Annotated in this window: 27 protein-coding genes; 3 read left to right on the top strand and 24 right to left on the bottom strand. The window is 49.5% G+C overall.

All coding sequences use genetic code 11. From position 1 onward, the window contains the following. Window positions 1–85 precede the first annotated feature (85 nt). Both METMI_RS0109155 and METMI_RS25415 read right to left on the bottom strand, forming a co-directional pair. Complete coding sequence (locus tag METMI_RS0109155) at window positions 86–841, bottom strand: sulfotransferase family protein (RefSeq protein ID WP_083930243.1); 756 nt, start codon at window positions 839–841, stop codon at window positions 86–88. Window positions 842–1135: 294 nt separating this feature from the next. Continuing rightward, a complete protein-coding gene (locus tag METMI_RS25415; RefSeq protein WP_198007901.1) occupies window positions 1136–4438 on the bottom strand; it encodes a glycosyltransferase in 3303 nt (1100 codons plus the stop codon). A 346-nt stretch (window positions 4439–4784) separates the two neighbouring features. Here METMI_RS25415 and METMI_RS0109165 point away from each other — a divergent pair, with 346 nt between their 5' ends. Continuing rightward, window positions 4785–5966 carry a pyridoxal phosphate-dependent aminotransferase gene (locus METMI_RS0109165; RefSeq protein WP_019865983.1) on the top strand — a complete coding sequence of 394 codons (1182 nt, stop codon included), beginning with the start codon at window positions 4785–4787 and terminating at the stop codon, window positions 5964–5966. A 124-nt stretch (window positions 5967–6090) separates the two neighbouring features. On the opposite strand, the gene METMI_RS0109170 is transcribed toward METMI_RS0109165, so the two are convergent. The 12 genes from METMI_RS0109170 to pyrC all read right to left on the bottom strand — a co-directional run bounded on the left by METMI_RS0109170 (window position 6091) and on the right by pyrC (window position 14485). Further along, window positions 6091–6531 (bottom strand): VOC family protein, encoded by a 441-nt coding sequence (locus METMI_RS0109170; RefSeq protein ID WP_019865984.1) that lies wholly within the window; start codon window positions 6529–6531, stop codon window positions 6091–6093. A 97-nt stretch (window positions 6532–6628) separates the two neighbouring features. Next, window positions 6629–7192 (bottom strand): DNA-3-methyladenine glycosylase I, encoded by a 564-nt coding sequence (locus tag METMI_RS0109175; RefSeq protein WP_019865985.1) that lies wholly within the window; start codon window positions 7190–7192, stop codon window positions 6629–6631. 2 nt (window positions 7193–7194) lie between these two features. After that, window positions 7195–8190, bottom strand: a complete 996-nt coding sequence (gene trhO / locus METMI_RS0109180) for an oxygen-dependent tRNA uridine(34) hydroxylase TrhO (protein WP_019865986.1) — start codon at window positions 8188–8190, stop codon at window positions 7195–7197. Window positions 8191–8304: 114 nt separating this feature from the next. After that, on the bottom strand, window positions 8305–8769 hold the full coding sequence (gene bfr / locus METMI_RS0109185; protein WP_019865987.1) for a bacterioferritin: 465 nt from the start codon (window positions 8767–8769) through the stop codon (window positions 8305–8307). 18 nt (window positions 8770–8787) lie between these two features. Beyond that, window positions 8788–9003 carry a (2Fe-2S)-binding protein gene (locus METMI_RS0109190; RefSeq protein WP_019865988.1) on the bottom strand — a complete coding sequence of 72 codons (216 nt, stop codon included), beginning with the start codon at window positions 9001–9003 and terminating at the stop codon, window positions 8788–8790. Window positions 9004–9180: 177 nt separating this feature from the next. Beyond that, window positions 9181–10305 carry a glutamate 5-kinase gene (gene proB, locus METMI_RS0109195; protein ID WP_040572780.1) on the bottom strand — a complete coding sequence of 375 codons (1125 nt, stop codon included), beginning with the start codon at window positions 10303–10305 and terminating at the stop codon, window positions 9181–9183. After that, a complete protein-coding gene (cgtA, locus tag METMI_RS0109200) occupies window positions 10289–11323 on the bottom strand; it encodes an Obg family GTPase CgtA (RefSeq protein WP_019865990.1) in 1035 nt (344 codons plus the stop codon). The genes proB and cgtA overlap by 17 nt, the downstream gene beginning before the upstream one ends. Before the next feature lie 198 nt (window positions 11324–11521). Then, window positions 11522–11884, bottom strand: coding sequence for a SpoIIAA family protein (locus METMI_RS0109210; protein ID WP_198007902.1), 363 nt, complete (start codon window positions 11882–11884; stop codon window positions 11522–11524). Window positions 11885–12004: 120 nt separating this feature from the next. Then, window positions 12005–12262 (bottom strand): 50S ribosomal protein L27, encoded by a 258-nt coding sequence (gene rpmA, locus METMI_RS0109215; RefSeq protein ID WP_019865993.1) that lies wholly within the window; start codon window positions 12260–12262, stop codon window positions 12005–12007. Window positions 12263–12277: 15 nt separating this feature from the next. Then, on the bottom strand, window positions 12278–12589 hold the full coding sequence (gene rplU, locus METMI_RS0109220) for a 50S ribosomal protein L21 (protein ID WP_019865994.1): 312 nt from the start codon (window positions 12587–12589) through the stop codon (window positions 12278–12280). Between the two features lie 143 nt (window positions 12590–12732). After that, entirely contained in the window at window positions 12733–13362 is a 630-nt protein-coding gene (gene rnt / locus METMI_RS0109225) for a ribonuclease T (protein ID WP_019865995.1), read from the bottom strand. Window positions 13363–13453: 91 nt separating this feature from the next. Beyond that, window positions 13454–14485: a dihydroorotase gene (gene pyrC, locus METMI_RS0109230; protein ID WP_019865996.1), complete on the bottom strand. Its 1032-nt coding sequence runs from the start codon at window positions 14483–14485 to the stop codon at window positions 13454–13456. 284 nt (window positions 14486–14769) lie between these two features. Here pyrC and METMI_RS0109235 point away from each other — a divergent pair, with 284 nt between their 5' ends. After that, window positions 14770–15042 carry an FmdB family zinc ribbon protein gene (locus METMI_RS0109235; protein ID WP_019865997.1) on the top strand — a complete coding sequence of 91 codons (273 nt, stop codon included), beginning with the start codon at window positions 14770–14772 and terminating at the stop codon, window positions 15040–15042. Window positions 15043–15133: 91 nt separating this feature from the next. Continuing rightward, the gene (aspS, locus tag METMI_RS0109240) at window positions 15134–16921 is read left to right on the top strand and encodes an aspartate--tRNA ligase (protein WP_019865998.1); all 1788 of its coding nucleotides are present in this window, start codon (window positions 15134–15136) and stop codon (window positions 16919–16921) included. A 109-nt stretch (window positions 16922–17030) separates the two neighbouring features. Here the strand turns inward: aspS and METMI_RS0109245 are convergent, their stop codons facing one another. From METMI_RS0109245 to METMI_RS0109290, 10 genes are all read right to left on the bottom strand, one after another. Then, the gene (locus METMI_RS0109245; RefSeq protein WP_019865999.1) at window positions 17031–17447 is read right to left on the bottom strand and encodes a hypothetical protein; all 417 of its coding nucleotides are present in this window, start codon (window positions 17445–17447) and stop codon (window positions 17031–17033) included. Window positions 17448–17511: 64 nt separating this feature from the next. Beyond that, entirely contained in the window at window positions 17512–18279 is a 768-nt protein-coding gene (locus tag METMI_RS0109250; protein WP_019866000.1) for a lysophospholipid acyltransferase family protein, read from the bottom strand. After that, window positions 18242–18796, bottom strand: coding sequence for a D-glycero-beta-D-manno-heptose 1,7-bisphosphate 7-phosphatase (gene gmhB, locus METMI_RS0109255; protein ID WP_019866001.1), 555 nt, complete (start codon window positions 18794–18796; stop codon window positions 18242–18244). The genes METMI_RS0109250 and gmhB overlap by 38 nt, the downstream gene beginning before the upstream one ends. Before the next feature lie 110 nt (window positions 18797–18906). Next, window positions 18907–20976, bottom strand: a complete 2070-nt coding sequence (gene glyS / locus METMI_RS0109260) for a glycine--tRNA ligase subunit beta (RefSeq protein ID WP_019866002.1) — start codon at window positions 20974–20976, stop codon at window positions 18907–18909. A 26-nt stretch (window positions 20977–21002) separates the two neighbouring features. Further along, window positions 21003–21557, bottom strand: a complete 555-nt coding sequence (locus tag METMI_RS0109265; RefSeq protein WP_019866003.1) for a hypothetical protein — start codon at window positions 21555–21557, stop codon at window positions 21003–21005. Beyond that, a complete protein-coding gene (locus METMI_RS0109270) occupies window positions 21547–22683 on the bottom strand; it encodes an AAA family ATPase (protein ID WP_019866004.1) in 1137 nt (378 codons plus the stop codon). The genes METMI_RS0109265 and METMI_RS0109270 overlap by 11 nt, the downstream gene beginning before the upstream one ends. 2 nt (window positions 22684–22685) lie before the next feature. Next, window positions 22686–23600: a glycine--tRNA ligase subunit alpha gene (gene glyQ / locus METMI_RS0109275; protein ID WP_019866005.1), complete on the bottom strand. Its 915-nt coding sequence runs from the start codon at window positions 23598–23600 to the stop codon at window positions 22686–22688. 134 nt (window positions 23601–23734) lie between these two features. Then, complete coding sequence (locus METMI_RS0109280) at window positions 23735–24199, bottom strand: copper resistance protein NlpE (protein ID WP_019866006.1); 465 nt, start codon at window positions 24197–24199, stop codon at window positions 23735–23737. A 58-nt stretch (window positions 24200–24257) separates the two neighbouring features. Then, on the bottom strand, window positions 24258–24464 hold the full coding sequence (locus METMI_RS0109285; RefSeq protein ID WP_029151581.1) for a type II toxin-antitoxin system HicA family toxin: 207 nt from the start codon (window positions 24462–24464) through the stop codon (window positions 24258–24260). Then, entirely contained in the window at window positions 24457–24672 is a 216-nt protein-coding gene (locus tag METMI_RS0109290) for a type II toxin-antitoxin system HicB family antitoxin (protein ID WP_019866008.1), read from the bottom strand. Before METMI_RS0109290 ends, METMI_RS0109285 begins: the two co-directional genes overlap by 8 nt. Window positions 24673–24702 lie beyond the last annotated feature (30 nt).

Here is a 24702-nt window from a genome sequence, read left to right on the forward strand (position 1 = left end):
AAAGCAAGCTTATATCCCTAAAATTCAAGCAGATTTTTAAGTTGCACGCAGCTATGCCGGTCACGGGGCTTTTTATGCATACCGCTTATGATGCCGGGATTTGCGATGTTTTTATTTCTTCAAGGACTTGCCTGTAAAGGCCGAAAGGTGCTGTCTCGCAAATTAAACGGACACTGTCGAGCGGCAAATGCCGCTTCCTGTTATTTTCTAAATTGGCGCTTCCCTGAAGCATGGACTGGTAGGCGTTAATGACTTGTTCCGTTGGTTCCATTTCAAGGAATTTATAGAGCATGTCCAGTTTGCCGTCATTGACGAAAAAATCCTCGTATATCAAAGGCAATACGCGCTCATCGGCAATATAGCGTTTTAACACATTGATGGAGGCGCGCCAATCATGGATGGCGGAAGCGGTGCGTTTGTCCCGCCGCCATGACAAGTCGTCGATATTGTTTGCCCTTGACTCGTACGATGAGGCAATGTCAATGATATTCCTCAGTAGAATAATGACTTTGGCATCAGGGATTTGCTCGAATAAGCGATCAAGGTGGTTATAAAGGAGAGGGATTTTATCCCCGACATAGCTTGCATTTGAAAAACGTCCGGCAACATTTTTGTAATAGGGGTTGAAGGTGGTCAGGTCATTATAAAAAGTGTCGCCGGGTTGGATATTGCAAAACCGGTCGCTGGTGAAAAGCTCAGGTGTCAACGGTGCTTTAAAAAATAGGTTGCCATATCTTTCTACACCGATGATGATCCGTTCATCGCTCGCTATTAACCGCCACAACGCCGTTGTTCCAGAACGGGGAGCCCCGCATATGAAAAGGTATTTGTTTGTCATCATTCTTATGTGATCCAAAAATTTTTCTTGAATTATCGTAATGAATTATCTTTCAGGCAGGTGCATCCAACCAATGGAAAGGCCGTGCTTCCCTATCTAAAGCAATCGTTACAATATTTTTAAAAATGCTACGGCGAGCAAGTAAAGCCAATAGAGGGTTAAGGGTGTTGCTGGTTTAAATTAGAGGCCATAAAAATGGGTGGCCTCATTTATGGCTGTGATTGCCCCAAACAACAAAAATTTGCCGCAAGCAATGCCTCCCCTCCTAAAAAAGCAAGGGTGCGATTGCTACAAATATTATTTGGCAGGTGTCCTAGTGTTTTTAACGAATAAAGCCTGGTTTTCAGTGGAGGCAAAAACATCGACGGCTTCCAAGGCTTTTAGCATCAATTTCCGGCCATTTCCAAACGAATAGTTTTGGGCGGCAAAAAGACGGGAGGCTTTGGACATGTTTTCCCATACGTCCTGTTCGGTATAAAGCAGGGTTACCGCATCTGCCCATTCCTGTGGCGTTTCGGCAATCATCACTTCCAGGCCATCGCGCAGGGGCGTGCCTTCAGCGGCGATAGGGGTCAATACGGACGGTGTCCCGTGGGCTAGCCCGTCAATGACCTTGCCTTTTATGCCGGCCCCTGTCAACAAGGGTGCGACAAAAACCCGGCAGGTGTCGTAGATGTCCGCGACATTTTCAATGTACCCTTCAACAACCACGTCGCTGCAAGCCAGTTTTTTCAGCTCTTCCGGGATGTTGCTTCCGTAGATGCGGAATTTCGCGTCAGGTAGCTGGTAACGCAAAATGGGCATGACCTGGTCAATGAAAAACAGCACGGCGGCTTTGTTGGGCGGGTGCCCAAACCCGCCCAAAAAGGCGATGTCTTGGCGGTCGGCAAAACCAGGAGTGCCCTCCGTTATATCAACAACCCAAGGGCAGGTGACGATTTTGGTGTTGTTTAAATTATGCGACAACACAACGGCATGTTCTATGGGGTTGTAAGACAAGGTGACATCAACGTCACGCATCACCCCCAGTTCTTCCTCCCTCATCAGGCTAGCGCGGCCCATCAAATCCGGGTCATTGCGTTCAATGGCCTCACGGACTTCGCGGAGGAAATGCAAGTCCGCATTGCAGAACAACACCTTGGCTTGGGGCGCGTATTGGCGCACCCAATGCAGGTGGTTTTTGGCGACGTAATAACGGGTGATATAGACAACGTCAAATTCACTGCCACGTTTTTCAAGAAACGTCTGCATATTATGTTCAAACGGCGCGTAAACAATTTCAATGCCTAGCCGTTGGAGGGATTCGGTGTACTGCCCCATGTAGGCGAAGTTTTCGGGGACGAACGTGACTTTGAACCCCAAGGATTGCAACAGGCGCATTTCCTGGATGGAGGCATAACTGCCCGCGTCAATATCGGGCCGGGGGGTTTGGTAATCAATGACTAGGGCGCGGTAACTGATGCCCCTATCTTTGTTAAGGTCAACATTCTTGCCTTCTTCGCCATTAAAACGGCAGTGATGGATCCATTTTTGTTTGAACTTAGGGCGGTTGATTTCCTGATAGCGTTTGGTGCCCGTTAAGACGCTCGTGCCGCTGCTGACGCCTTCGAAGTGGTAAACGACAGACAAGGGGGCAAACAGCGTCTTATAGCCTGCCGCCCGCACCTTGAAGGCCAAGTCGGTGTCTTCGAAATACGCCGGGCAGTATTCTTCACTGAAACCACCAATTTCGTTCCACAATGAGCTTGTCAGCATGATCGCCGCGCCGGACAAATAATCTGCCTGGCGGGTGTAGCTGAAGCGTGGTTCATGCGGGTTGCCGCCACGCCCATAATTCCATGGGTTGCCGTTGCCCCAGACGATGCCGCCGGCTTCTTGCAATTTGCCATCAGGATAAAGGAGTTTCGCCCCGGCCAAACCGACTTTGTCGAATTGTTCGAAAGTAAAGATCAGTTCGTCCAGCCAGTGCGCCGTGGGTTCGGTGTCGTTATTCAGCATCACGATATACTGGCCTTTGGCGGCACTGGCGCCACGGTTACAGCTGCGGATAAACCCTTGCGACGTTTCATTGCGTAGCAGCCGGATGCCGTCTACGGTGTCAAGAATATCCACGGTTTCATCGCTAGAGCCGTCATCCACGAGGATCACTTCAAAGCTGGCCTTGTTATACGCAAATAACAGGGCGACTAAACAATAGTAAGTGACGGAAAATTTATTGTGGACAGGGACTACGATACTGACATCCGGTTTTTCATGCTGCGGAAACTCCAAATGTTCAAAGTGGCGGATTTTTTCAAATCCTGCCACCAATTGTTCATGTAAACGGCCTAAGACCTTGATGTGTTCGATATGCTGGCTTAATTCAGCGCCTTTTTTATGTTGGGCGGCTTCCGATAATGCCACTAAGGAGGCACGCATGGAGTCATAACGATAGGCGGCGGCCGGGGACAGTTTGGCGGGCAGCGGTTTGCCGGCAAATTGTTGCAGGATGTGCCAGGGTGTTTGGTGGTAAGGGGTGATTTCGGCCAGTTCGCCAATTATTTTGCCGGAAGGGCGGGCCTTCACTTCAAGGAGGTGGGGGCGGCCATCCAATAACTGCACGGGCAAGGCCATGCTGAAACTGAATTTGTCGGTGTCTTGGGCGGTTTTTGCGGACGTTGTGTCAGCGGTCAATTGGCCATCCACAAATAATTCAACCAACATATCCGCCTGGGAAATCCAGCCCATGACCCGGGAGCCGTCAAGGTTTTCGACTTTGCCATAAATGTCGGTCTCGTAAACGAAGGTCTTCGGCGAGCCTTGTGCAGGCAGGCCAGTGCCACGGTCAATCAAAGAGACGACATGGGGTTGCCCGTCGTAGGTTTTTTCTGGGAGCGGAAATTCGATATAGGCAAATTGGGTGTGGTCATATTTACGCAAAGTTTGCCAGCCTTCCAAATCAATTTGCGATTTTTCCCATTTTAGCGGCGCAGGTTCATTGGCTGAAACCAATGTGAAGGCAGGCCGCGTGAAAAATAAAAAGCTATCGTTTTCCCTGGCTTTTGATGGGAATTTTCTGACCAGCAAACGGGCAAACGCGGCTTTTTTAGGTATTTGTATCCGTACGGAGAGCGCTAAATAATCTTCCAATAATTTACCGCCGAGTTTGACTTCGGGGATTGCCGATTCATGGCGCGTGACAATCTTGTGTTTGTCATCGTAAAACTCGACTATGTATAAGGCGGTGCAGCGATGTAAGCCAAAATGCCCGGTTAGCTGGTAATAGTCATTGGCATTAACCGGAATGAATTCCCCGACAACAGGATCGTGGTACACCAGATCCAAACTGTTTTCGATACCGGGTTTTTGGTGGATGTGTAACGTATGGCCGTTGTACAAAGACCAATTCTCTTGGAAGTCAATTCCCATGCTGGCGGCGCCGGCCAAGGAAGCGTCAAACTTCCAATACGTGGGTTTGAGTTCAAATCCGGAATCGCATATTTGATTGATATGCAATAACAAGGGCTGTTCTTTTGCTTCAAACGCATCCAGCGATTTTTCAAACACATCATCAATCAATAAATCAACACCGCCACCTTCGCTGATCAGTTTTTTTTGCACAACTGCTGAATTTAAAAAGCCATCACATGATAAAAACAAACTTCTTATTTTAGGATCACTTTTGCTCATTACTTGCCCTACATTTAATTATGGATTAAAAAAACAACAGCCTTTACAAAACCAGATAAATACTAACAATCGTGCGGATCATATCATAACCTAAAGGACGTATATACCAGGGGGCGGCACAGGCGGCTGGATCGCGGTGTTTGCCCTAGCAAAATTTCGAAGGCTATATTTTGGCCAGTAATTTTTTGTACCCGTATGGGAGCTTGTTGCTTAGCAAGCATCTGCCCTTGGTGTATAATCGCGGGCATTTTAAATTCAGAATATACAACCTAATATTATGAGCATCTCACTTTCCCATCGAGTCCAAGCCGTCAAACCTTCCCCTACTTTGGCAATCACCGCGCGGGCCGCCGCCATGCGGGCGGCAGGCCGCGATATTATTGGCCTGGGTGCTGGCGAGCCGGATTTCGATACCCCCGACCATATCAAGGCGGCGGCGGTCAAAGCCATTGAAAATGGCTTCACCAAATATACGGCTGTTGACGGTACTCCCAGCCTGAAAAAAGCGATCATCGCCAAATTCAAAACGGATAACGGTTTGGATTATCTGCCCAAACAAATTTTGGTGTCTTGTGGCGGTAAACAAAGCTCGTTCAATTTGACGCAAGCCTTGCTGAATGCGGGTGATGAAGTGATCATCCCGGCGCCATTCTGGGTGTCGTATCCTGATATGGTGTTATTGGCGGATGGTGTGCCTGTCATTATCGAAACCACCCAAGCGCAACATTTTAAAATTACCCCGGAGCAATTACGCGCGGCAATCACCGACAGAACCCGTCTGATTTTTATCAATAGCCCGTCCAACCCATCTGGCGTTGCCTATTCGTTGGCAGAGCTGGCTGCGTTAGGCGATGTTCTGAAAGAATTCCCCAACATAATCATCGCTACCGATGATATGTACGAGCATGTGCTGTGGAAACAAGGCACGTTTGTCAATATCCTGAATGCGCATCCTGAGCTGTATGGCCGTACCGTGGTGATGAACGGCGTTTCCAAAGCTTATTCGATGACGGGCTGGCGTATTGGTTATGCCGCAGGGCCCGCCGATTTGATCGAGGCGATGTGCACCATCCAATCACAAAGCACCTCCAATCCGACTTCCATCTCGCAAGTCGCCGCCGAAGCGGCTTTGACCGGTGACCAAAGTTTTATCGACCACATGTGTGTGGAATTTAAAAAACGCCATGATTTTGTGGTTGCGGAATTGAACGCCATCGACGGCATTGAGTGTCTGGAAACCGACGGCACGTTTTACGTTTTCCCGAATGTCGAAAAACTGATTGCCCGTTTGGACGGCATCAATGATGACCTGGAATTTGCCGAATATCTGATCGAAAAAGCGGGTGTCGCCTTAGTCCCAGGCTCACCGTTTGGGACTCCAGGCCATATCCGTATTTCCATCGCCACTAGCATGGCGAATCTGGAAAATGCTTTGGAACGGATTAAGCAGGCGATTTAATAGCGGTGTCCACGAGGCACGAAAAACACGAAGTTTTTCTTTGTGGGTTTCGTGCCCGGTAGGGCAGGACGGAGTTTGTAGCTCCGTCTTTGACGTTTTAAGGTGCCATCAGAAAACGTAGGAATTACCAGCTACCGGTATTCGGCATGGAAAGCCAAGGCTCCTGCGGAGCAAGCGCCGCGCCTTTTTGCAACAGTTCAATTGAAATCGCGTCGGGTGAACGGACAAATGCCATGTGCCCGTCACGCGGCGGGCGGTTGATCAGCACCCCTGCATCCATGAGTTTTTGGCAAGTTTGGTAAATGTTGCCCACCTCAAACGCCAAATGTCCGAAGTTGCGCCCGCCTGTATAAACTTCGGTATCCCAGTTGTAAGTCAATTCCAATAACGGTGCGTCTGTCGCCTTTGCCTGCCCGGCATCCAGCGGTGCGTGCAAGTAAACCAGCGTAAACCGCCCGGCCTCGCTGTCCATGCGGTGATGCTCCAGCAAGCCCAGTTTATTGCAGTAAAAGTCCAGGGATTCGTCCAGATTATGGACGCGTACCATCGTGTGTAAATAGCGCATTGCTGCCCCCGTCAGATCAGTCTGTTTCAAAATGCGCGTATTTTAGTCCGTCTATACGAATCAGGGGACTATTTCGGCCTATGATCGTGTCCTTAGCTTATGTTTTTACGGCTTCATGCCGAAAACACCCGGCCACATGGTCATTGACCATCCCCGTTGCCTGCATAAACGCATAGCAAATCGTGCTGCCGACAAATTTGAAGCCACGCTTTTTCAGATCCTTGCTCATCGCATCGGATTGGGCGGTGGTTGCCGGAACGTCTGCCATGCTTAGCCGCCTATTCTGAATAGGCTGGTGGCCGACAAATTTCCAGATGTAAGCATCAAAACTGCCGGACTCGGCTTGCACCGCCAAAAAAGCTTGGGCGTTGGTGATGGCGGATTGGACTTTCAGGCGGTTGCGGATGATGCCGGGATTTGCGAGCAAGTCCTGCACTTTTACCGCGTCATAATTGGCGATACGCGCGGCATCGAAGTTGTCGAAAGCTTGCCGATAGCCATCGCGTTTTTTCAGGATAGTCGACCAACTTAGCCCTGCCTGCGCCCCTTCCAGGATCAGGAATTCAAACAACAAGCGGTCGTCGTGCACGGGCACGCCCCATTCTTCATCGTGGTAGAGTTCTTCAAGCGGGCTAGCCAAGGCCCAAGCGCATTTGTCCATGGCTAGGCCAATTCCGCCGCTTGCGGTGCTTTAATGGCCTGCAAACGGCGCATTTTGGCTTCGCGTTTGGCGACCAGGGCTTTGGCGGCATCCGCGCCGATATGGACTTCTCCGCGTTTTCTCGCGAGTTCCATTTGCTTTTCACGTTCGGAAAAACGGGCTTTTTGGTCGGCCGAGACTTTGCCGTAACAATGCGGGCAGCTCACCCCTTGCTGGTATTTTTCACTGGCTTTGTCCGCTTCGGTGATAGGTAAGCGGCAGGCATTGCATTGGTCGTATTCGCCTTTTTCCAGATGGTGGTTGACGGTGACGCGCTCGTCAAAAACGAAACATTCGCCTTGCCATAAGGTTTCATCAACAGGCACTTCTTCCAAATACTTTAAAATGCCGCCTTTGAGGTGGTACACCTCGTCAAAGCCCTGTTCTTTTAGGTAAGCAGTGGATTTTTCGCAACGTATGCCGCCCGTGCAGAACATGGCGACTTTTTTGTGTTGCTTGGGGTCGAGATGGGTTTTGACGAATTCCGGGAACTGCCGGAAGCTGTCGGTGTTCGGGTTGACGGCGTTTTTGAACGTGCCCACTTGGTATTCGTAACCGTTGCGGGTGTCGATGAGCAACACGTCCGGGTCGGAAATCAATTGGTTCCAGTCTTTAGGGTTGACGTAAGTGCCGACCACGCGCTTAGGGTCGATGCCTTCCACGCCGAGTGTGACGATTTCTTTTTTCAGTTTAACTTTGGGGCGGTTAAAGGGCAGGGTGGTGGTATAAGATTCTTTAAAATCGATATCGGCCAATCGGGCGTCTTGGCGTAGCCAGTCAAGCAAATGGTCTATGGCAGCGCGGCTTCCGGCGATTGTGCCGTTGATGCCTTCGTTCGCCAGCAGCAATGTTCCGCGTATGTGCTGGTCTTCCATCACCTCAAGCAAGGGTTGGCGTAAGGCTTGGAAATTCTCTAGGGTGACAAATTTATAGAGTGCGCAAACAACGATGTTAGGCATGGTGTTCCTTAAATTGTAGGCTGGACCGTAAATCCAGGACAAAAAAAGAGGGCTATGATACCAAACTGCCGTGCTTAGTGGGAAAGGCTTAGGGGACGGGCAGTTTAAACCAGCTTACATTTGTGATTGCAGGTAATTTTGTATGCCGACTTGGGAGATCAGTTCAAACTGGGTTTCCAGCCAATCCACATGCTCCTCTTCGTTTTCGAGGATACGTTCCAAGATCTCGCGGGAAATGTAGTCCTTCACTGTTTCGCAATAATTGATGGCCTCACGTAGCAAGGGGATGGCTATGAGTTCCAGCTTAAGGTCGCATTCGAGCATCTCTTGCGGGTTTTCACCGATCATCAATTTGTCCAGGCTTTGCAGGTTAGGCAGGCCTTCCAGAAACAAAATCCGTTCGATCAGCAAATCCGCGTGTTTCATTTCATCAATGGACTCGTGGTATTCCTTTTCGTTGAGCTTATGGAAACCCCAGTTTTTGTACATGCGGGCATGTAAAAAATACTGGTTGATGGCGGTCAGTTCATTGGTCAGGGCTTTATTGAGGAATTCAATAACTTTTGCGTCACCTTTCATGGCGGATACCTATAATGTTTAAGCGGCGTTGAGGAAAGGCTGGTTCACAGCTTGTGCCATTATAGGATTGCTAGGACGGTTTTGGTCAAGCAATTCTTTGACATGTTTGTTACATTTGCCGCAATCACTTCCGACGCCAAAACATTCAAACAATTGGCGGCGGGTGCAAACGCCATTGTTGATGGCCGTTGTTATTTGCTTGTCGGTGACGGCCTTACAGACACATACATACATTGGGTTTATCTCCTGGGTGAAATCTTGTTGCGTAAATAATAACAATTCTCATTACAAAGATAAAGCGGAATGCCAAGTTTTAAAAATTTTTTTCTGATAAGGCGCCCAACGTCCCTTGTGGGTTATGTCGGTAGCCTTATTGGCTGGGTTGGAGGCATATTTTAGTTGGCGTTGCCCTTAAATCAGCACCATATTGTCACGGTGGATCATTTCGTCGTCATCCGCATAGCCCAAGATTTTTTCGAATTCCGAGCTGCTTTTGCCCGCGATCAGGCGGGCATCGTTGATGCCGTAGTTAATCAAGCCCCGCGCGATTTCCACGCCGTTTTCATCGACACAGGAGACCAGTTCGCCCCGTTCAAACTGGCCTGACACGGTTTTGATGCCGACCGGCAACAGGCTTTTGCCGTCGCGTTGCAAGACCTTGACTGCGCCGGCATCTAACACCAATTGTCCCCGGATTTGCAGTTGCCCCGCCAGCCAGCGTTTGCGGGCGGCTAAGGGTTCAATATCAGGCACAAAATAAGTGCCGATTGGCGTGCCGCCAATCACTGTACTAATGACTTCCGCCGCGCCACCCCAGGCGATCACCGTCGCCGCCCCGGAACGAGAGGCCAGCCGCGCCGCCCGCACTTTGGTCGACATGCCGCCGCGACCCAAGCCGCTACGGCTATCCCCCGCCATTTTTTCCAGCCTGTCGTCATTGACGCTGATTTCGGGGATCAAGGTGGCATCTGGGTACAGGCTGGGGTCGCCAGTGAACAAGCCTTGCTGGTCAGTCAGGATAATCAGCAATTCGGCTTCGACCAAGTTGGCGACTAGGGCCGCCAGCGTGTCGTTATCCCCAAAACGGATTTCTTCAGTCGCAACCGTATCGTTTTCGTTGATGACGGGGATCACGCCAAAGTCCAGTAAGGTCAATAATGTGCTGCGGGCATTCAAGTAGCGTTGCCGGTCTGACAAGTCTTCATGGGTCAAGAGCACTTGCGCCGCATGTAAGCGATGGGATTGGAAGTTATCGTCAAATGTCCGCACCAAACCCATTTGCCCGACCGCGGCGGCGGCTTGCAATTCATGTAGGGGTTTCGGGCGGCTTTTTAAGCCAAGGCGGCTCATGCCTTCAGCGACCGACCCGGAAGAAACCAGAATCACGTCAATGCCTTGGTGCCGCAAGCCCGCCATTTGTTTGACCCAAGCGGCGATGGCGGTTTTATCCAGGCCCTGCCCGCCTTTGGTTAATAAAGAGCTGCCGATTTTGACGACCACCCGTTTGACGCTTGCAAAATTACTCCTGCCCATCATCACCCCGTTTTTGTTGCTCCAAAAAATCCATGATAGCAAACATCAGTTCCCGTGTGCCTGCCCCATTAATTGCGGCGGTTTTAAAGACGGGGGCGGTCCATTGCAGCCCGTCGATAATCGCTTGGCAGTGTGCGTCCACTTCGTCTTCGGGCAAGCGGTCGATTTTGTTTAAGACTAGCCAACGCGGTTTATGGGCAAGGCCGTCGCTCCATTTTTCCACTTCGCGGATAATTTTTTGCGCCGATTCCACAGGGGATTCGGTGCTGTCATAAGGGGCGACGTCCACTAGGTGCAGCAACAGCCCGGTGCGTGAGAGATGTTTGAGGAATTGCAGGCCTAGGCCAGCGCCTTCCGCCGCGCCTTCGATCACGCCTGGAATGTCGGCGATGACGAAGCTACGCATGTCGTCAATACGGACTACACCGAGGTTGGGGTGCAGGGTGGTGAAGGGGTAGTCGGCGACTTTGGGGGTGGCGGAAGACACGGAGCGTATCAGGCTGGATTTGCCCGCGTTAGGCATGCCGAGCAAGCCGACATCGGCGATTAATGTCAGCTCCAAACGCAATTGGCGGTGTTCGCCAGGCGTGCCTTTGCTGGCTTTTTGCGGCGCGCGGTTGATGCTACTTTTAAAGCGGGTGTTGCCGAGCCCATGAAAACCGCCTTGGGCGACCAGCAGGGTTTGGCCTAGGCGGGTCAAATCCCCGATCACTTCGTCTGTGCCCGCATCAGAGACTTGGGTTCCCAGTGGCACTGCGACATAGCAATCATCGCCTTTTTTGCCGGTGCATTTGTTGCCCATGCCTTTTTGGCCTTGTTGGGCCCTATGCACGGCGTGGTAACGGAAATCGACTAGGGTATTGATGTTTTCAACGGCGATTAGGTAAACACTGCCGCCATCGCCGCCATCGCCGCCATCGGGGCCACCCATCGGGATGTATTTTTCGCGCCGGAAACCGACCGCACCATTGCCGCCATCGCCCGCTTCAACGCGAATTTCTGCTTCATCAACAAATTTCATAATTGCCCGCACCACTTAAACCAGACTGTAAAAACAAAAAAAGCCCCGCTATGCAAACAGCGGAGCTTTTAGGATGGGGAAGCAAGGCTTTGCGTCCCATTTTTTCAACTTGACCATCAATAAGGAAGACCATGGTGGCCAAGGGGCTTGCCACTACCGATAGGAATGGCATGCACATAAAATTCAAGGCGTTGCCGATTAGCTATTGAGCCAAGCCCTGGCAAAGGTCTCTTGGCCGGGTTTGAAGTATTCCATAGTGAAGGGCACAAAACCATTCAGAAGAAACAGCAGCGCACTGTCCCGCCATCGCATGTCACCCACGAAAGCAAGCCTGTCGATGTGCTTTTGGATGAACTCATCGTCTTCATCGTCATCCCAACTGGCAAAGTTTGAAATGCTTAGAAAGCCTTCGTCAATAATGATCAAGGCTTTGGCGCGTCCATGCCGTTTTATGAAGGCGGCAACTTGCTTTTTTATGACATCCGCTTCGCTATGGACTAGCACACCTGAAGTGTGGATGACAAACAGATTATTTTCTTCAAACTCAACTGTCAATGCCACAAGCACCACCTTTGGGTTTTAAGGTAATTTTGCTTTATTTACCAATATTCAGGGTGACGCAGCTTGACCAAAACGCTTGGCTGTTTGGCGAGCCATGCTCAAGCCAACCAGCCAACCGTTTTAAGCGGTGACGATGCTGACAAATTTACGGTTTTTAGGGCCTTTAACCTGGAACACGACTTTGCCATCGGCCGTTGCAAACAAGGTATGGTCTTTGCCTAAGCCGACGTTGTCGCCCGCATGAAAATGCGTGCCACGTTGACGGACAAGGATATTACCTGCGGTTGCTGACTCTCCGCCATACATTTTGACACCCAAACGTTGGGCGTTCGAATCGCGGCCGTTACGGGTACTACCACCAGCTTTCTTATGAGCCATTTTTTAAACTCCTGATTAAGCAGAAATGCCAGTGATCTGGACTTCTGTGTAATATTGACGATGACCTTGATGTTTCATGTGGTGCTTACGTCTTCTGAATTTGATGATTTTAATTTTTTTGTGTCGGCCTTGTGACATGACTGTTGCAGTCACTTTACCGCCTTCGATAAAAGGTAAGCCAACTTTTACGGAATCACCGGACTGGATCATCAGGACTTTGTCGAATTCGACGCTGTCGCCTTCACCCAATTCCAGTTTTTCTATTTTTAAGGTTGTACCTTCTTCAACGCGGTACTGTTTACCACCTGTTTGAATTACCGCATACATTTTTGTAAGCTCCGTCAAGCATTAATCTGTTAAAAAATCAGTCCGCCATTATATGTTTATGGTTTTTTCAAGTCAATTGAAATTTCATAAAATTCAATCAATACGATGTGTTGCCAAGCGATTGGAAGCGTTTGGGGTTGTGTTTATCCCGCGTCCAGAGCCGCGAGTTGTTTCCAACGGTTCACTATCATGCAAAACAATTCCGCCGTTTTTTCGGCATCGTATAAGGCCGAATGGGCTTTGTCGTTATCCCATTCTATACCTGCGGCTTGGGCGATTTTTGCCAATACGGTTTGTTGGTAAGCCAATCCCCCTAAGGTTGCCGTGTCAAAGGTGCTGAACGGGTGGAAAGGGCTGCGCTTGATATGGGTGCGGGTGATGGCCGCGTTTAAAAAGCCAATGTCAAACGCCGGGTTATGTCCGACCAAAATGGCGCGGGTGCAGTGGTTGCGTTTGACCGCGTGCCGGATAGGCTTAAACAGCAGCTCCAAGGCATCATGTTCTTCCACTGCCATGCGGAAAGGGTGGTGCGGGTCGATGCCGTTGAATTTTAGGGCGGCTTCGTCCAATTCCGAATTTTTAAACGGGATGACGTGCGTTGAATAACGTTCGGTTATCGCCAGATTGCCTTCGCTATTGAGTTCGACAATCACCGCCGCAATTTCCAGCATGGCGTTTTTTTTCGGGTTGAACCCCGCCGTTTCAATGTCGACGACAACAGGCAGGTAACCGCGGAAACGTTTGTCCAAAGGGATGATGGCGGGTGTGTCCATGAATGGGTGTCAGATCCTAGATAAATGCCGTGATGGGGCATGGTACGCGAAATGGGCACAATAAAAAAATCTATTCATGGGCTTGGCTGGCTTAAAGTAGTTTCCAGCTTAAGGTTTCGCCCGCTTTTAATGGGGTGATCGCGACATCGTCTTCGCCGCAAACCGCCGGGATTTGCCACTCGGATTTTGCCAAAGTCACCGAGCCGGAATTTCTCGGTAAGCGGTAAAAATCCGCACCGTAAAAACTCGCAAAACCCTCCAGTTTATCCAGTGCGCCGACTTTTTCAAACGCTTCCGCATACAGTTCCAAGGCGGCGGGTGCGCTGAAACACCCTGCGCAACCGCACGCCGTTTCTTTTAAGGCGGTCAGGTGAGGTGCGCTGTCCGTGCCTAAAAAGAATTTTGGGTTGCCGCTGGTTGCCGCCGCCACTAAGGCCAAACGGTGTTGCTCGCGCTTCAGGATAGGCAAGCAATAATGATGGGGCCTGATGCCGCCTGCCAAAAGCGCGTTGCGGTTAAATAACAGATGTTGCGGCGTGATTGTCGCCGCGATATTTGTATTGGCGGATTCGACAAACTGTACCGCTTCTGACGTGGTAACATGCTCCAATACTATGCGTAAGGCCGGAAAGTTTTTGGCAATATCGCTCAAATGCCGTTCGATGAACACCCGCTCACGGTCAAAAATATCACAGCCTTCATCCGTGACCTCCCCATGCACCAATAACGGCAGCCCATAACGTTCCAGCGCGGCTAACAAGGGGTAAATGGCAGGGATATTGCCGACCCCCGCATCGGAATTGGTGGTCGCGCCCGCAGGGTATAATTTTACCGCGTGGACAAAACTGCATTCGGCGGCTTTTTTTATTTCTTCCGTGCTGGTTGCGGCCGTCAGGTACAAGGTCATTAGCGGCGTAAAATCCATGCCATCAGGGATTGCTTGGAGAATTTCCTCGCGATAAACCAAAGCTTGGGCGACCGTGGTCACGGGCGGCTTTAGGTTGGGCATGATAATTGCCCGCGCGAATTGCCTCGCGGTATGCGGCAACACGGTTTTCAAAACCGCGCCATTGCGGACGTGGATATGCCAATCATCGGGGCGGGTTAGGGTTATTGTTTTCATTGTTCGCAGTGAGCCTGTAAAATGCACGGTATTCTATAGTAACTGCCTTGAAAAAATAACTTTAGGCCTAATTAAACGGGCATCTAAGGAGGAATAAAAGTGGCGCGTTATTTTCCAAATACAAAAACTGAAATTTCACCATGTATTTTGGCTCAAGAAAGATTTAAGTTAGGTTTTACATCTATCAAGCCAACAAATAAGAAACATTGTTCAGACGATTATAGAAATAAAGTCCGAACCGTACTCATAGATACACAAAACTTTACTCGTTAGGAGAGTGGTTAATGCCAATTTACGAATACCAATGCCAAGCTTGTGGTCATGAACATGAAGCGTTGCAAAAACTCAGTGCCGAGCCGCTTAAAATTTGCCCCGCTTGCAGCCAACCTGAACTGATGAAAAAAATCTCCGCCGCAGGCTTCCGTTTGAAAGGCGGCGGCTGGTATGAGACCGATTTTAAAAGCGGTGCCAAAAAAAATGTGGCGGGCGAATCATCCGCTCCAGCCGCACCCGCTGCCCACAGCTGCCCTGCGGCAGGCGGCTGCAAAAGCCATTAAAAGCCGTAGGTCGGGTTACGCTATCGCTAACCCGACCTACATTTAAATCTCCATTTATCACCAAACCCATAAGAACAAACAGGAAAGCATCATGCGTACCCACAAGTGCGGGGAATTAGACACACAACAGTTAGGCGAAACCGTAACCATCTGCGGTTGGGTACACAGGCGGCGCGACCACGGCGGCGTCATTTTTATTGACTTGCGCGACCGCGCCGGACTGGTGCAAGTGGTCATTGACCCTGACACGGAAGCCGCTTTCGCCGCCGCCGAACATGTGCGCAGCGAATATGTGTTAAAAATCAGCGGTATCGTCCGCCACCGTCCGGGCGGCACGGTCAACGCCAATATGCGTTCCGGCGCGATTGAGATATTGGCGAAGGAAATCGAAGTGTTGAACGAGTCGGAAACGCCACCGTTCCCCATCGAAAGCGAGATCGAAGTCAACGAAGAACTACGCCTGCGTTACCGTTACATCGACCTGCGCCGCGTCGCCATGCAGGAAAAAATGAAAGTGCGCCGCGACGTCACGCGTGTGTTGCGTAATTTCTTGGATGACAACGAATTTTTCGAAATCGAAACGCCGTACCTGACCAAAGCCACGCCCGAAGGCGCGCGCGATTACATCGTGCCTAGCCGCACCCACGTAAATTCGTTTTTCGCGTTACCGCAATCGCCACAGTTGTATAAACAGATTTTGATGGTCGCGGGCATGGACCGCTATTACCAAGTCGTGCGTTGTTTCCGTGACGAAGACTTGCGTGCCGACCGCCAACCCGAATTCACCCAGTTGGATATTGAAACCTCGTTCATGACCGAAGACCAAATCATGGCCATCATGGAAGAAATGATCCGCCAGTTGTTCGCCAAAGTCATCAACGTGGCGTTACCCGCCGAATTCCCGCGCATGACTTATCAAGAAGCCATGTCGCGTTTTGGTATCGACCGCCCCGATTTACGCATCCCGCTGGAATTGGTGGATGTCGCCGAGGATTTGAAAGACGTGGAATTTAAAGTCTTCTCAGGCCCCGCCAATGACCCGAAAGGCCGCGTTGTCGCCATGCGTGTACCAGGAGCTGGCGAGAAGCTCAGCCGTAAGGACATCGACGAATTGACCAAATACGTCGGCATTTACGGCGCGAAAGGTTTGGCTTACATCAAAGTCAACGATTTGGCGGCAGGCTTGGAAGGCTTGCAATCCCCTATCGTCAAATTCGCCCCCGCCGAAGCGTGGGCGAGCATCATGGCGAAAACCGGCGCACAAAACGGCGACTTGCTGTTCTTCGGCGCGGACAAAACCAGCATCGTCAACGAAGCGATGGGCGCGTTGCGCGTTAAACTGGGTCACGACCTGAACTTGATCGAAGGCGAATGGCAACCCGTTTGGGTGGTGGACTTCCCGATGTTCGATTGGGATGAAAAATCAGGCCGCTACAACGCCATCCACCATCCGTTCACCGCACCAAGCTGCTCGGTGGAAGACTTGGTGGCAAACCCTGGCGCGGCCTTGTCACGCGCTTACGATTTGGTGTTGAACGGCACGGAAGTCGGCGGCGGCTCCATCCGTATCAACCGCCCGGCCATGCAACAAACCGTGTTCGGCATTTTGGGCATTGGTGAAGAGGAAGCGCAAGAAAAATTCGGCTTCTTGTTGGATGCCCTGAAGTACGGCGCGCCACCGCACGGTGGCTTGGCGTTTGGTTTGGATCGGTTGGTGATGCTGATGACCGGATCGCACTCCATCCGTGATGTGATCGCCTTCCCAAAAACCCAATCGGCGGCTTGCCCGCTAGTCAGTGCGCCTGCGGTTGTCTCAGATGAGCAATTGAAAGAATTGGGGATCCGCCTGATTAAACCGGCGGGAAAAGAGAAGGCTTAGTGGCACGGGCTTGTGCCCGTGACTTTTTGCGCAAGTTAAAGGGTAAACTCTATCAAGTAAAACCTTCCGTCAGGGTGGGCACAATCAGTGCCCGCCTTTCTGGTCCGGCTTATTTTGCGTCAGGCTCGGTTTCCGAAACCATCGCTGAATAACATTCCAACATACTCTCAGTAAAATTCGAATTCGCTTCCGCCAAGGCTTTTCCTGAGCCAAAATCCGTGCGCAATTCTTCCAATGTTTTCTTAGGGTCTGGTGACGCGGACAGCGTCAGCATTTTGGTGTAATGGCGGTACGCCGTCAGCCGGGTCGGGTCAAAAGGGAATATCCCTGGCATTTTGTTGCCGCTGGTGTCAACGACACATTTGGCCAACCGCGCCGCTTCAATCTTATAATCTTTCAGGTGTTGTTCTTCTTGTAATTTCTGGTCTTTTTCAATGTGTGCCAATACCGCCGCTTGGTATTGGTCTTTATCAGCGCACGCCGTCAACAGAAATGGCGTTAACGCAATAAGCAGTCGTTTTTTCATGTAAATTTATACCGTTGTAGTTATTTTTTAAGAGTCCGTGGGACATTATACCCGCAACTTTTGTTCATGCTGGTTTACCGTCAGCTTTGTTTAAATCCTGCACCGCCTGGGCAATCCACGCCGCCGCGTCGTTATTGATGTCTTGGGCTTTACGGCCTTGGGTTGGGATAACCGGGCCGATTTTGACCCTGATAGTGCCGGGATATTTTAAAAAACTGTAACGCGGCCAGACGTTTCCGGCATTATGGGCGACAGGGATCACGGGATAACCCGTTTTTTCCGCCAGCAATGCCCCGCCCACACTAAATTTTTGGACTTCGCCGGCCGCCGAACGTGTGCCTTCAGGAAAAACCACCACCCATAGCCCTTCGTGTAGGCAAGCCTTGCCCTTTTTTAGCAGGATTTTGAGTGCCGCCCGCTGGCTTTTCCGGTCTATGGCGATGGGTTTTAAGGTTGATAAAGCCCAACCCCATAACGGAAACCAAGTTAAGGAGCGTTTTAGCAAAGCTGTTTGGGTGGGTGGCAAAATCCAACGTAAGGCCAAGGTTTCCCAGGCCGATTGATGGTTACACAAGACAATCGCAGTTTGCCCGATGTCCAAGTTTTCTAAACCTTCGATTTCATAGCCCACGCCACAAAACCATTTCGCCATTGACACCACTAACGCGCACCAAGCCTTGGAAATTTGGTAACGGACGTTAAACGGGAACACCGTCGCCAATAAAATCAAAATGCCGGCTAAGGTGGCGGTGGAAAAAATACCGATGAATAACAAGGTCGAACCCACATAAGTTTTAAGGCGCGGTTCGGGTAAGGTGGCTTGCTGCGTCATAAAGGGAGTCAAAAATAGGGATGTTAAGGTTAGGGTGTTCAGCTAAAGTTTTTTCGCCTTTGCCCGTTTTCACCAACACAGGCTTAGCCCCGGCGGCGATAGCGGCTTGCAGGTCGCGGTAAGAATCGCCAATCATGACGGTTTCGGACAGCTTTATGTGATGATCCGTCGCGCATTGCAAGAGCAAGCCCGGCTTGGGTTTGCGGCAGTTGCAGGTGCTGTCTGTGCCATGCGGGCAAAAATACACGGCGGTGATCTTGCCGCCGTGTCCGGCAACCAATCGGTGCATTTTCGCGTGGATTTTTTCCAGAATCGCCAAATCAAACAACCCCCGTGCCACACCCGATTGGTTGGTGATGACAGCGACTTGGTAACCATGATTGTTCAGCAAGGCAATGGCTTCCAGGCTGCCATCTATGGGTAGCCATTCATCGGGCGATTTGATGAATGCGTCCGAATCTTCGTTAATCACCCCGTCGCGGTCGAGGAGGACGAAAGCTTGATTAGCCGTAGTCATTTATTGTCCACGAACAGCACAAAAAACACGAAAGTAAAGACGAGCATTGTTCAAATAAATTTTTCGTGCTGTTCGTGTTTTTCGTGGACAGTTTTTTAATTGTTCTGTTATCACGACTGTAATTTAGCCAAATCCGCGCAAGTCAAAAACTGCTCGGACAACAGATTCAATAAAGCCAAACGGCTGGCGCGCAGTCCCGCGTCATCGGTCATGACCATGACGTTATCAAAAAACGCATCGACCACTACACGCAATCCTGCCAAACGGTTCAAAGTCGCCTGATAATCGTGTTGTGCCAATAACGGTTGGATGTCCTGTGCTGATTGCAGGGCGGCGGCGAGCAGTTCCATTTCCGTCGGCTCCACCAACACGCCAACGGTAGTTGCAGGTGCGGTGTCGGATTTTTTCAGGATATTGCGGATACGTTTGTTTGCCGCCGCCAAGCTGTCGGCTTCGGGCAGTTGGCGGAAGGCTTTCACCGCCGCGATGCGCTGCATAAAATCCAACGGGTCGGTGGGAGCTAAAGTCATCACGGCATCAAACTCGTCCGCGTTATAGCCTTTGTCCAAACAGTAGCCTTTCAAACGGTCAAAAATAAACTCGACCACAGCCGTGTGGGTGGCGGCTTTATCGAAGCTGTGCGGGAATTGTTCTAAAGCAAACGCGCACAATTCAGGAATGTTCAGGCTCAGATTATTTTCGATCATCGTCCGCAACGTGCCTAAAGCCGCACGGCGTAAGGCATACGGGTCTTTGTCGCCTGTAGGGATCAATCCCGCACTGAAAATCCCGGTCAAGGTGTCCAATTTTTCAGCAATCGCCAACACTTGCCCAATGGTGCTAGGTGCGGTTTCGCTGCCTGATTGTTTGGGGAAATATTGCTCTTCCAAAGCCCAAGCGACTTCCGCCGCTTCGCCTTCGACCAGCGCGTAATAGCGTCCCATCAAGCCTTGTAAATTGCCGAATTCGCCGACCATATTGGTCATCAAATCGGTTTTTGCCAGCAAGGCGGCGCGGGTGGCGTGTTCGACGTTAGCTTCCAACTGCGTGGCGATGCGCGCGGCAAGTTTGCTGACGCGCACGGATTTTTCATAAACCGTACCCAGCTTTTCTTGGAACACGATGGTTTTCAGACTATCCACACGATCCGCCAAGGTTTGTTTGCGGTCTTGATTCCAGAAAAATTCCGCATCCGCCAAGCGTGGCGTGACCACGCGCTCGTTGCCATGTTGGATGGATTCAGGCCGTTTGCTTTCAATGTTGCTGAAGGTGATGAAGTGCGCCAACAATCCGCCATCGGCATTTTTCACCGGAAAATATTTCTGGTTGGTTTGCATGGTGGTAATCAGTACTTCGGCGGGCAAAGCCAAAAAGCGCGGGTCAAAGTTGCCTGTCACCGGCACAGGCCATTCGTTTAACGCGGCGATTTCTTCCAACAAATCTTCTTCGATATGCGCGATACCGCCAACTTTCGCGGCGGCTTGCTCGGCTTTTTCACGGATGATGGCTTTGCGCTGTTCAATATCGGCAATCACTTTGCCCTGTTCGAACAACGCAGCTTGGTAATCGTCCGGCTTGCCCAAGCAAATGGCTTGCGGCGCGTGGAAACGGTGGCCTAGCGTGCTGTTACCCGTGGTCAGGCCGAGAATTTCGGTTTCGATGACTTTATCGCCAAACAATAACACAGCCCAATGCACAGGCCGGACAAATTCGGTGGCGAAACTGCCCCAGCGCATCCGTTTGGCAATCGGCAACGCGGCAATCGCAGCACGGATAATATCGGGGATGATTTCTGCGGTAGTTTGGCCTTTGACGGCTTGGTTATAGCTCAACCACTCGCCTTTATCGGTTTTCAGGCGTTCCAACTGCTCAAAGGTCGTGCCGCAACTGCTCGCAAAACCCAATGCCGCTTTGCTAGGCGAACCATCCGGGGCAAACGCCGCCTGAATCGCCGGGCCGCGTTTTTCGACGGTTTTGTCGGGTTGGGCGGTTTGCAAGTTTTCAATCAACACTGCCAAACGGCGCGGCGTAGCTAAGGCTTTGCTGGCGGTAAAGTGTAAATCAGCAACTTTTAAACCTGCGACGATGCCGTCCAGCAAGGCGTTGCTGAGTTTTAACAGGGTTTTAGGCGGCAATTCTTCAGAGCCTAATTCGAAAAGTAAGTGTTGTGTTTCTGTCACAGGGCGACCTTTTTAATTAATTGTTGCTACAGGTTTTGTAACGTGGTTTTGTCGGCGTTATAAGGATTTGCTTTCAGATGCTCAATCCATTTGGCTAATAGATTGATGCCAATTGCATTTTGTGTTTTTAAGTCTTGAAATAAAAGGGTAAACCGATAGTCATGTTTGCTAGATTCACTTTTATCATCAACTAATTCCTTCAAAGTGGTCGGCAAATTATATCGGGAATTATTTAGGGCAATACCAACCTGTTGTGCTTCATTTAGTATCCATTGCTCAAGAGGCGGGTGAAAAATTAAGTAGTGATGTTTTTTTTGGTGCTTATAAAGTTTCAATCCATTCTTGTCAGCAATTAATTCAAATTCTTTTGTTCTCGACAACGGCCTTCTGTCTTGATCGACAATTCCCAATGCAAAATTGTCGTTTAATTTACCCAACATTTCGTCAACGACTTTGTTGCAACTATGTTTATGGTTATAGCCACGAGTGCTGCCGATTCTTTCAGGCGGAACAATCGTTTCAACCAAGTTTGTATCGAGATAACACTCGGGCATCACGCATAAATTGATATTAGATTTCATCCGTGAATAGCTCGGCATTAAAAAATAAGTCTAAGCCATACTCATAAACATCATTTAATTCAGCATCCGTTAAACGTTTAATTACGGTCTGCCCGTCTTTAAAATCCGCCATATAAATAGCCAAATCATCGCGATCTTTTTCTAAAAAGGTATCGAGAATATAAGGGCTGTGCGTGGCAATAAAAAACTGGTTGCTTTCAGAGTCGATTATTTCTCTGGCAATATGGGTGATATAAGGCGGGAAGCAATGAGTTTCGGGTTCTTCAAAAAGCAGGATCGAATTTTCATTGGAAGCAATAGCTGCTTTAAAAAATATCAACCGTTGAAGCGTATCTGCAATCGAACTAATTGGGAATGAAATGATGCTATCTTCAGATAAAACCTTCATCAATCTGAGTGAGTGGCTGGTTTTATCGATTAGAGGTTTCAATCCGTATTCAGCAAAAATGCGCGATAAATCTTCTCTTAATTTTTTGTTTGTTTGGATAACTTGGAGAATATTTGAGCCAAATGGAGGTATAAGAACAGGGATGCTTCTCTCTCCTGAATAGGCGCTAGCTAAAAATTTATATTGTCTGACTGGGAAAATTTCTCCACTAATGGTTGTTAGATTTAAGTTGTTATTCACCATTAGCTCATCATATGGTTTGGCATCATCATTTCTAAAGTTGTCACCAAAAAACTGGATAGCAAGCAGAAAATTTTCATTGGATGAAGCATCTTCATTAGATTCGTTACTTGATAATTGGGCTAATATTTTTTTATGTACAAAATACGGGCTATCCATATTTTCAGTATATGGATTGATATATTTAATCCGGCAACTCTTATAATGATTCCCGATTCCAAATCTAAAAAGATTTATATCTACCGAAGGAACAGCATTGACATCTGCATCAAAAAACAGCTCGGGCACATCTTCAAAACGAATAAATTGGGTGAGTTTTTCGTTTTGATTCAGACGAAAATGACCTAAACCAAATAGCCCCAGTGCCTCCAAAATATTCGACTTCCCCACATTCGGCTTACCAATCAGCAAATTAATGCGCTTGCAATCGCTTAAGGTCACATCCTTAAGCGATTTGAAATTAGTAATCCGAACCGAGTTGAAGAAGAAGTTTGCCATATTTATTCAGTAGTTGAATTGCACATCGGAAAACCCAAAGACTCACGCCGCGCATAATAAGCCTCTGCCACGGCACGCGATAAAGTCCTTACCCGCAAAATGTAACGTTGGCGTTCGGTGACGGAAATGGCGTGGCGGGCATCGAGCAGGTTGAAGGTGTGCGAGGCTTTTAAGACCATTTCATAGGCGGGCAGCGGCAAGCCCAGTTCGATCAATTTTTGGCATTCTTGCTCGTAAGTGTCGAAGCAGGAAAACAAAAACGGCACGTTAGCGTGGTCGAAGTTGAACGATGACATTTCCACTTCGTTTTGGTGGAACACGTCGCCATAAGTGACGACACCGTGCGGGGTGCGCGTCCAGACCAAGTCGTACACGCTTTTTACGCCTTGCAAATACATCGCCAAGCGTTCTAAGCCGTAAGTGATTTCGCCGGTGACGGGACGGCATTCCAAACCGCCGACTTGTTGGAAGTAAGTAAATTGCGTGACTTCCATGCCATTCAGCCAGACTTCCCAGCCCAAGCCCCAGGCACCTAGCGTGGGGGATTCCCAATTGTCTTCGACGAAACGGATGTCGTGTTCGAGCAGATCAAAACCCAGCGCGGTCAACGAACCTAAATACAGTTCTTGGATGTTGTCCGGCGAAGGTTTGAGCATGACTTGGTATTGGTAGTAATGCTGCAAACGGTTGGGGTTTTCGCCAAAACGTCCGTCAGTAGGGCGGCGCGATGGCTGCACGTAGGCGGCGTTCCAAGGCTCGGGGCCGATGGCGCGTAAGAATGTGGCGGGATGGAATGTGCCTGCGCCGACTTCTTGGTCTAGGGGTTGCAGTAAGATGCAACCTTGGTCTGACCAATAGGATTGCAGCGCAAGGATAAGTCCTTGAAAAGTAGATAAATCGTAGTTTAGACTCGACACGGTGGGCTTTGTTGGGTTGAGTTAAAAAGAGGATGATTATAACGTAAAACGCAAGGCTTGGCGGGTGGGTATCGACTTTTCAAGCTAAGGAGTCGGGTCAGCTTGTTTTGACACAATAAGCTAACCCGCCAATGTTAATGTCCTGTATGCGGCTGGCTAGGTTCCGTCATTGCATTTCTACGCAAAGTATAGCCTTCAGCGTTTTTGCCAGTGAAACGGTTGCCGTTTTCATCCAACTGGGTCAGTGCGTTTTCGCCGACAAAATAATGACGGATGGTTGTGCCCTTTTTAGGTGTTAAATCAATCGTGTTGCTTTCGTCGCTCCAGGTAAATTTACCTTTCTCGACAAATTCCCGCTCCGATTTACCGACGAATTGGGTCATCAAAATGTACGTCCCGTTACTGTTTAATGCCAGCGAAGTCTTAATGCCTTTGCAATCGGCGCAAGGCGTAAAGCCATAATAAACACCGGGCCAGTCGATGCTGTTTTGGGCGTGATGGGCATCATGGGATTCGGTGGCTTCGGCAAAAACGGTAGGGCTTACCGAAAATATGGCGATGAACGAAAGTAGGGCTAGTTGTTTTTTTAATGATCGCATAGTGTCCACTTAAAAGTTGATTGGTTGTGTGGGATGAGTGCAAAGAATTTATGGCGTTTCAAAGATCAAAATCTGCGCGTGTCAAACCGGACTGCTTAATGATAGATTGTAGCGTGCCCATTGGGATTTCATTTTTAGGGCTAGGTACAATGACTACCCGATTGGCCTTAACGTATTTTTGATGGCTACCTTTTTGGCTTATTTTTACAAAACCCTGTGCCAGTAGCACGGTTACAATTTCCTTTGATGAAAGTAATTTAGGCATGTAGTGCGAACTCACCCAGCATAAATTCACTGACTTCGTGAAAATCATTGGCTGTTTGGTCGTCTTCTAAATATAAGGCCACGGCTTCTTTCAAATTGGCTAAGGCTTCATCAATGGTTGTGCCAAAACTAGCGACTTCGATGTTTAGGGACTGGGAAACGTAATAATCCCCGTCACGATAGATAACATATTTCAAGTTTTTCATCATGGAAGTTTCCTAAAAAGCTGTGTAGTTTCG

This window comes from Methylovulum miyakonense HT12 (assembly GCF_000384075.1).
Lineage (GTDB): Bacteria > Pseudomonadota > Gammaproteobacteria > Methylococcales > Methylomonadaceae > Methylovulum > Methylovulum miyakonense.

Excerpts from the sequence above, each read along its gene's own strand:
- METMI_RS0109155 (WP_083930243.1), bottom strand. The coding sequence starts at position 841 with ATGATGACAAACAAATACCTTTTCATATGCGGGGCTCCCCGTTCTGGA.
- METMI_RS0109165 (WP_019865983.1), top strand. The coding sequence starts at position 4,785 with ATGAGCATCTCACTTTCCCATCGAGTCCAAGCCGTCAAACCTTCCCCT.
- METMI_RS0109170 (WP_019865984.1), bottom strand. The coding sequence starts at position 6,531 with ATGCGCTATTTACACACGATGGTACGCGTCCATAATCTGGACGAATCC.
- METMI_RS0109175 (WP_019865985.1), bottom strand. The coding sequence starts at position 7,192 with ATGGACAAATGCGCTTGGGCCTTGGCTAGCCCGCTTGAAGAACTCTAC.
- trhO (WP_019865986.1), bottom strand. The coding sequence starts at position 8,190 with ATGCCTAACATCGTTGTTTGCGCACTCTATAAATTTGTCACCCTAGAG.
- bfr (WP_019865987.1), bottom strand. The coding sequence starts at position 8,769 with ATGAAAGGTGACGCAAAAGTTATTGAATTCCTCAATAAAGCCCTGACC.
- METMI_RS0109190 (WP_019865988.1), bottom strand. The coding sequence starts at position 9,003 with ATGTATGTATGTGTCTGTAAGGCCGTCACCGACAAGCAAATAACAACG.
- proB (WP_040572780.1), bottom strand. The coding sequence starts at position 10,305 with ATGATGGGCAGGAGTAATTTTGCAAGCGTCAAACGGGTGGTCGTCAAA.
- cgtA (WP_019865990.1), bottom strand. The coding sequence starts at position 11,323 with ATGAAATTTGTTGATGAAGCAGAAATTCGCGTTGAAGCGGGCGATGGC.
- rpmA (WP_019865993.1), bottom strand. The coding sequence starts at position 12,262 with ATGGCTCATAAGAAAGCTGGTGGTAGTACCCGTAACGGCCGCGATTCG.
- rplU (WP_019865994.1), bottom strand. The coding sequence starts at position 12,589 with ATGTATGCGGTAATTCAAACAGGTGGTAAACAGTACCGCGTTGAAGAA.
- rnt (WP_019865995.1), bottom strand. The coding sequence starts at position 13,362 with ATGGACACACCCGCCATCATCCCTTTGGACAAACGTTTCCGCGGTTAC.
- pyrC (WP_019865996.1), bottom strand. The coding sequence starts at position 14,485 with ATGAAAACAATAACCCTAACCCGCCCCGATGATTGGCATATCCACGTC.
- METMI_RS0109235 (WP_019865997.1), top strand. The coding sequence starts at position 14,770 with ATGCCAATTTACGAATACCAATGCCAAGCTTGTGGTCATGAACATGAA.
- aspS (WP_019865998.1), top strand. The coding sequence starts at position 15,134 with ATGCGTACCCACAAGTGCGGGGAATTAGACACACAACAGTTAGGCGAA.
- METMI_RS0109245 (WP_019865999.1), bottom strand. The coding sequence starts at position 17,447 with ATGAAAAAACGACTGCTTATTGCGTTAACGCCATTTCTGTTGACGGCG.
- METMI_RS0109250 (WP_019866000.1), bottom strand. The coding sequence starts at position 18,279 with ATGACGCAGCAAGCCACCTTACCCGAACCGCGCCTTAAAACTTATGTG.
- gmhB (WP_019866001.1), bottom strand. The coding sequence starts at position 18,796 with ATGACTACGGCTAATCAAGCTTTCGTCCTCCTCGACCGCGACGGGGTG.
- METMI_RS0109265 (WP_019866003.1), bottom strand. The coding sequence starts at position 21,557 with ATGAAATCTAATATCAATTTATGCGTGATGCCCGAGTGTTATCTCGAT.
- METMI_RS0109270 (WP_019866004.1), bottom strand. The coding sequence starts at position 22,683 with ATGGCAAACTTCTTCTTCAACTCGGTTCGGATTACTAATTTCAAATCG.
- METMI_RS0109280 (WP_019866006.1), bottom strand. The coding sequence starts at position 24,199 with ATGCGATCATTAAAAAAACAACTAGCCCTACTTTCGTTCATCGCCATA.
- METMI_RS0109285 (WP_029151581.1), bottom strand. The coding sequence starts at position 24,464 with ATGCCTAAATTACTTTCATCAAAGGAAATTGTAACCGTGCTACTGGCA.
- METMI_RS0109290 (WP_019866008.1), bottom strand. The coding sequence starts at position 24,672 with ATGATGAAAAACTTGAAATATGTTATCTATCGTGACGGGGATTATTAC.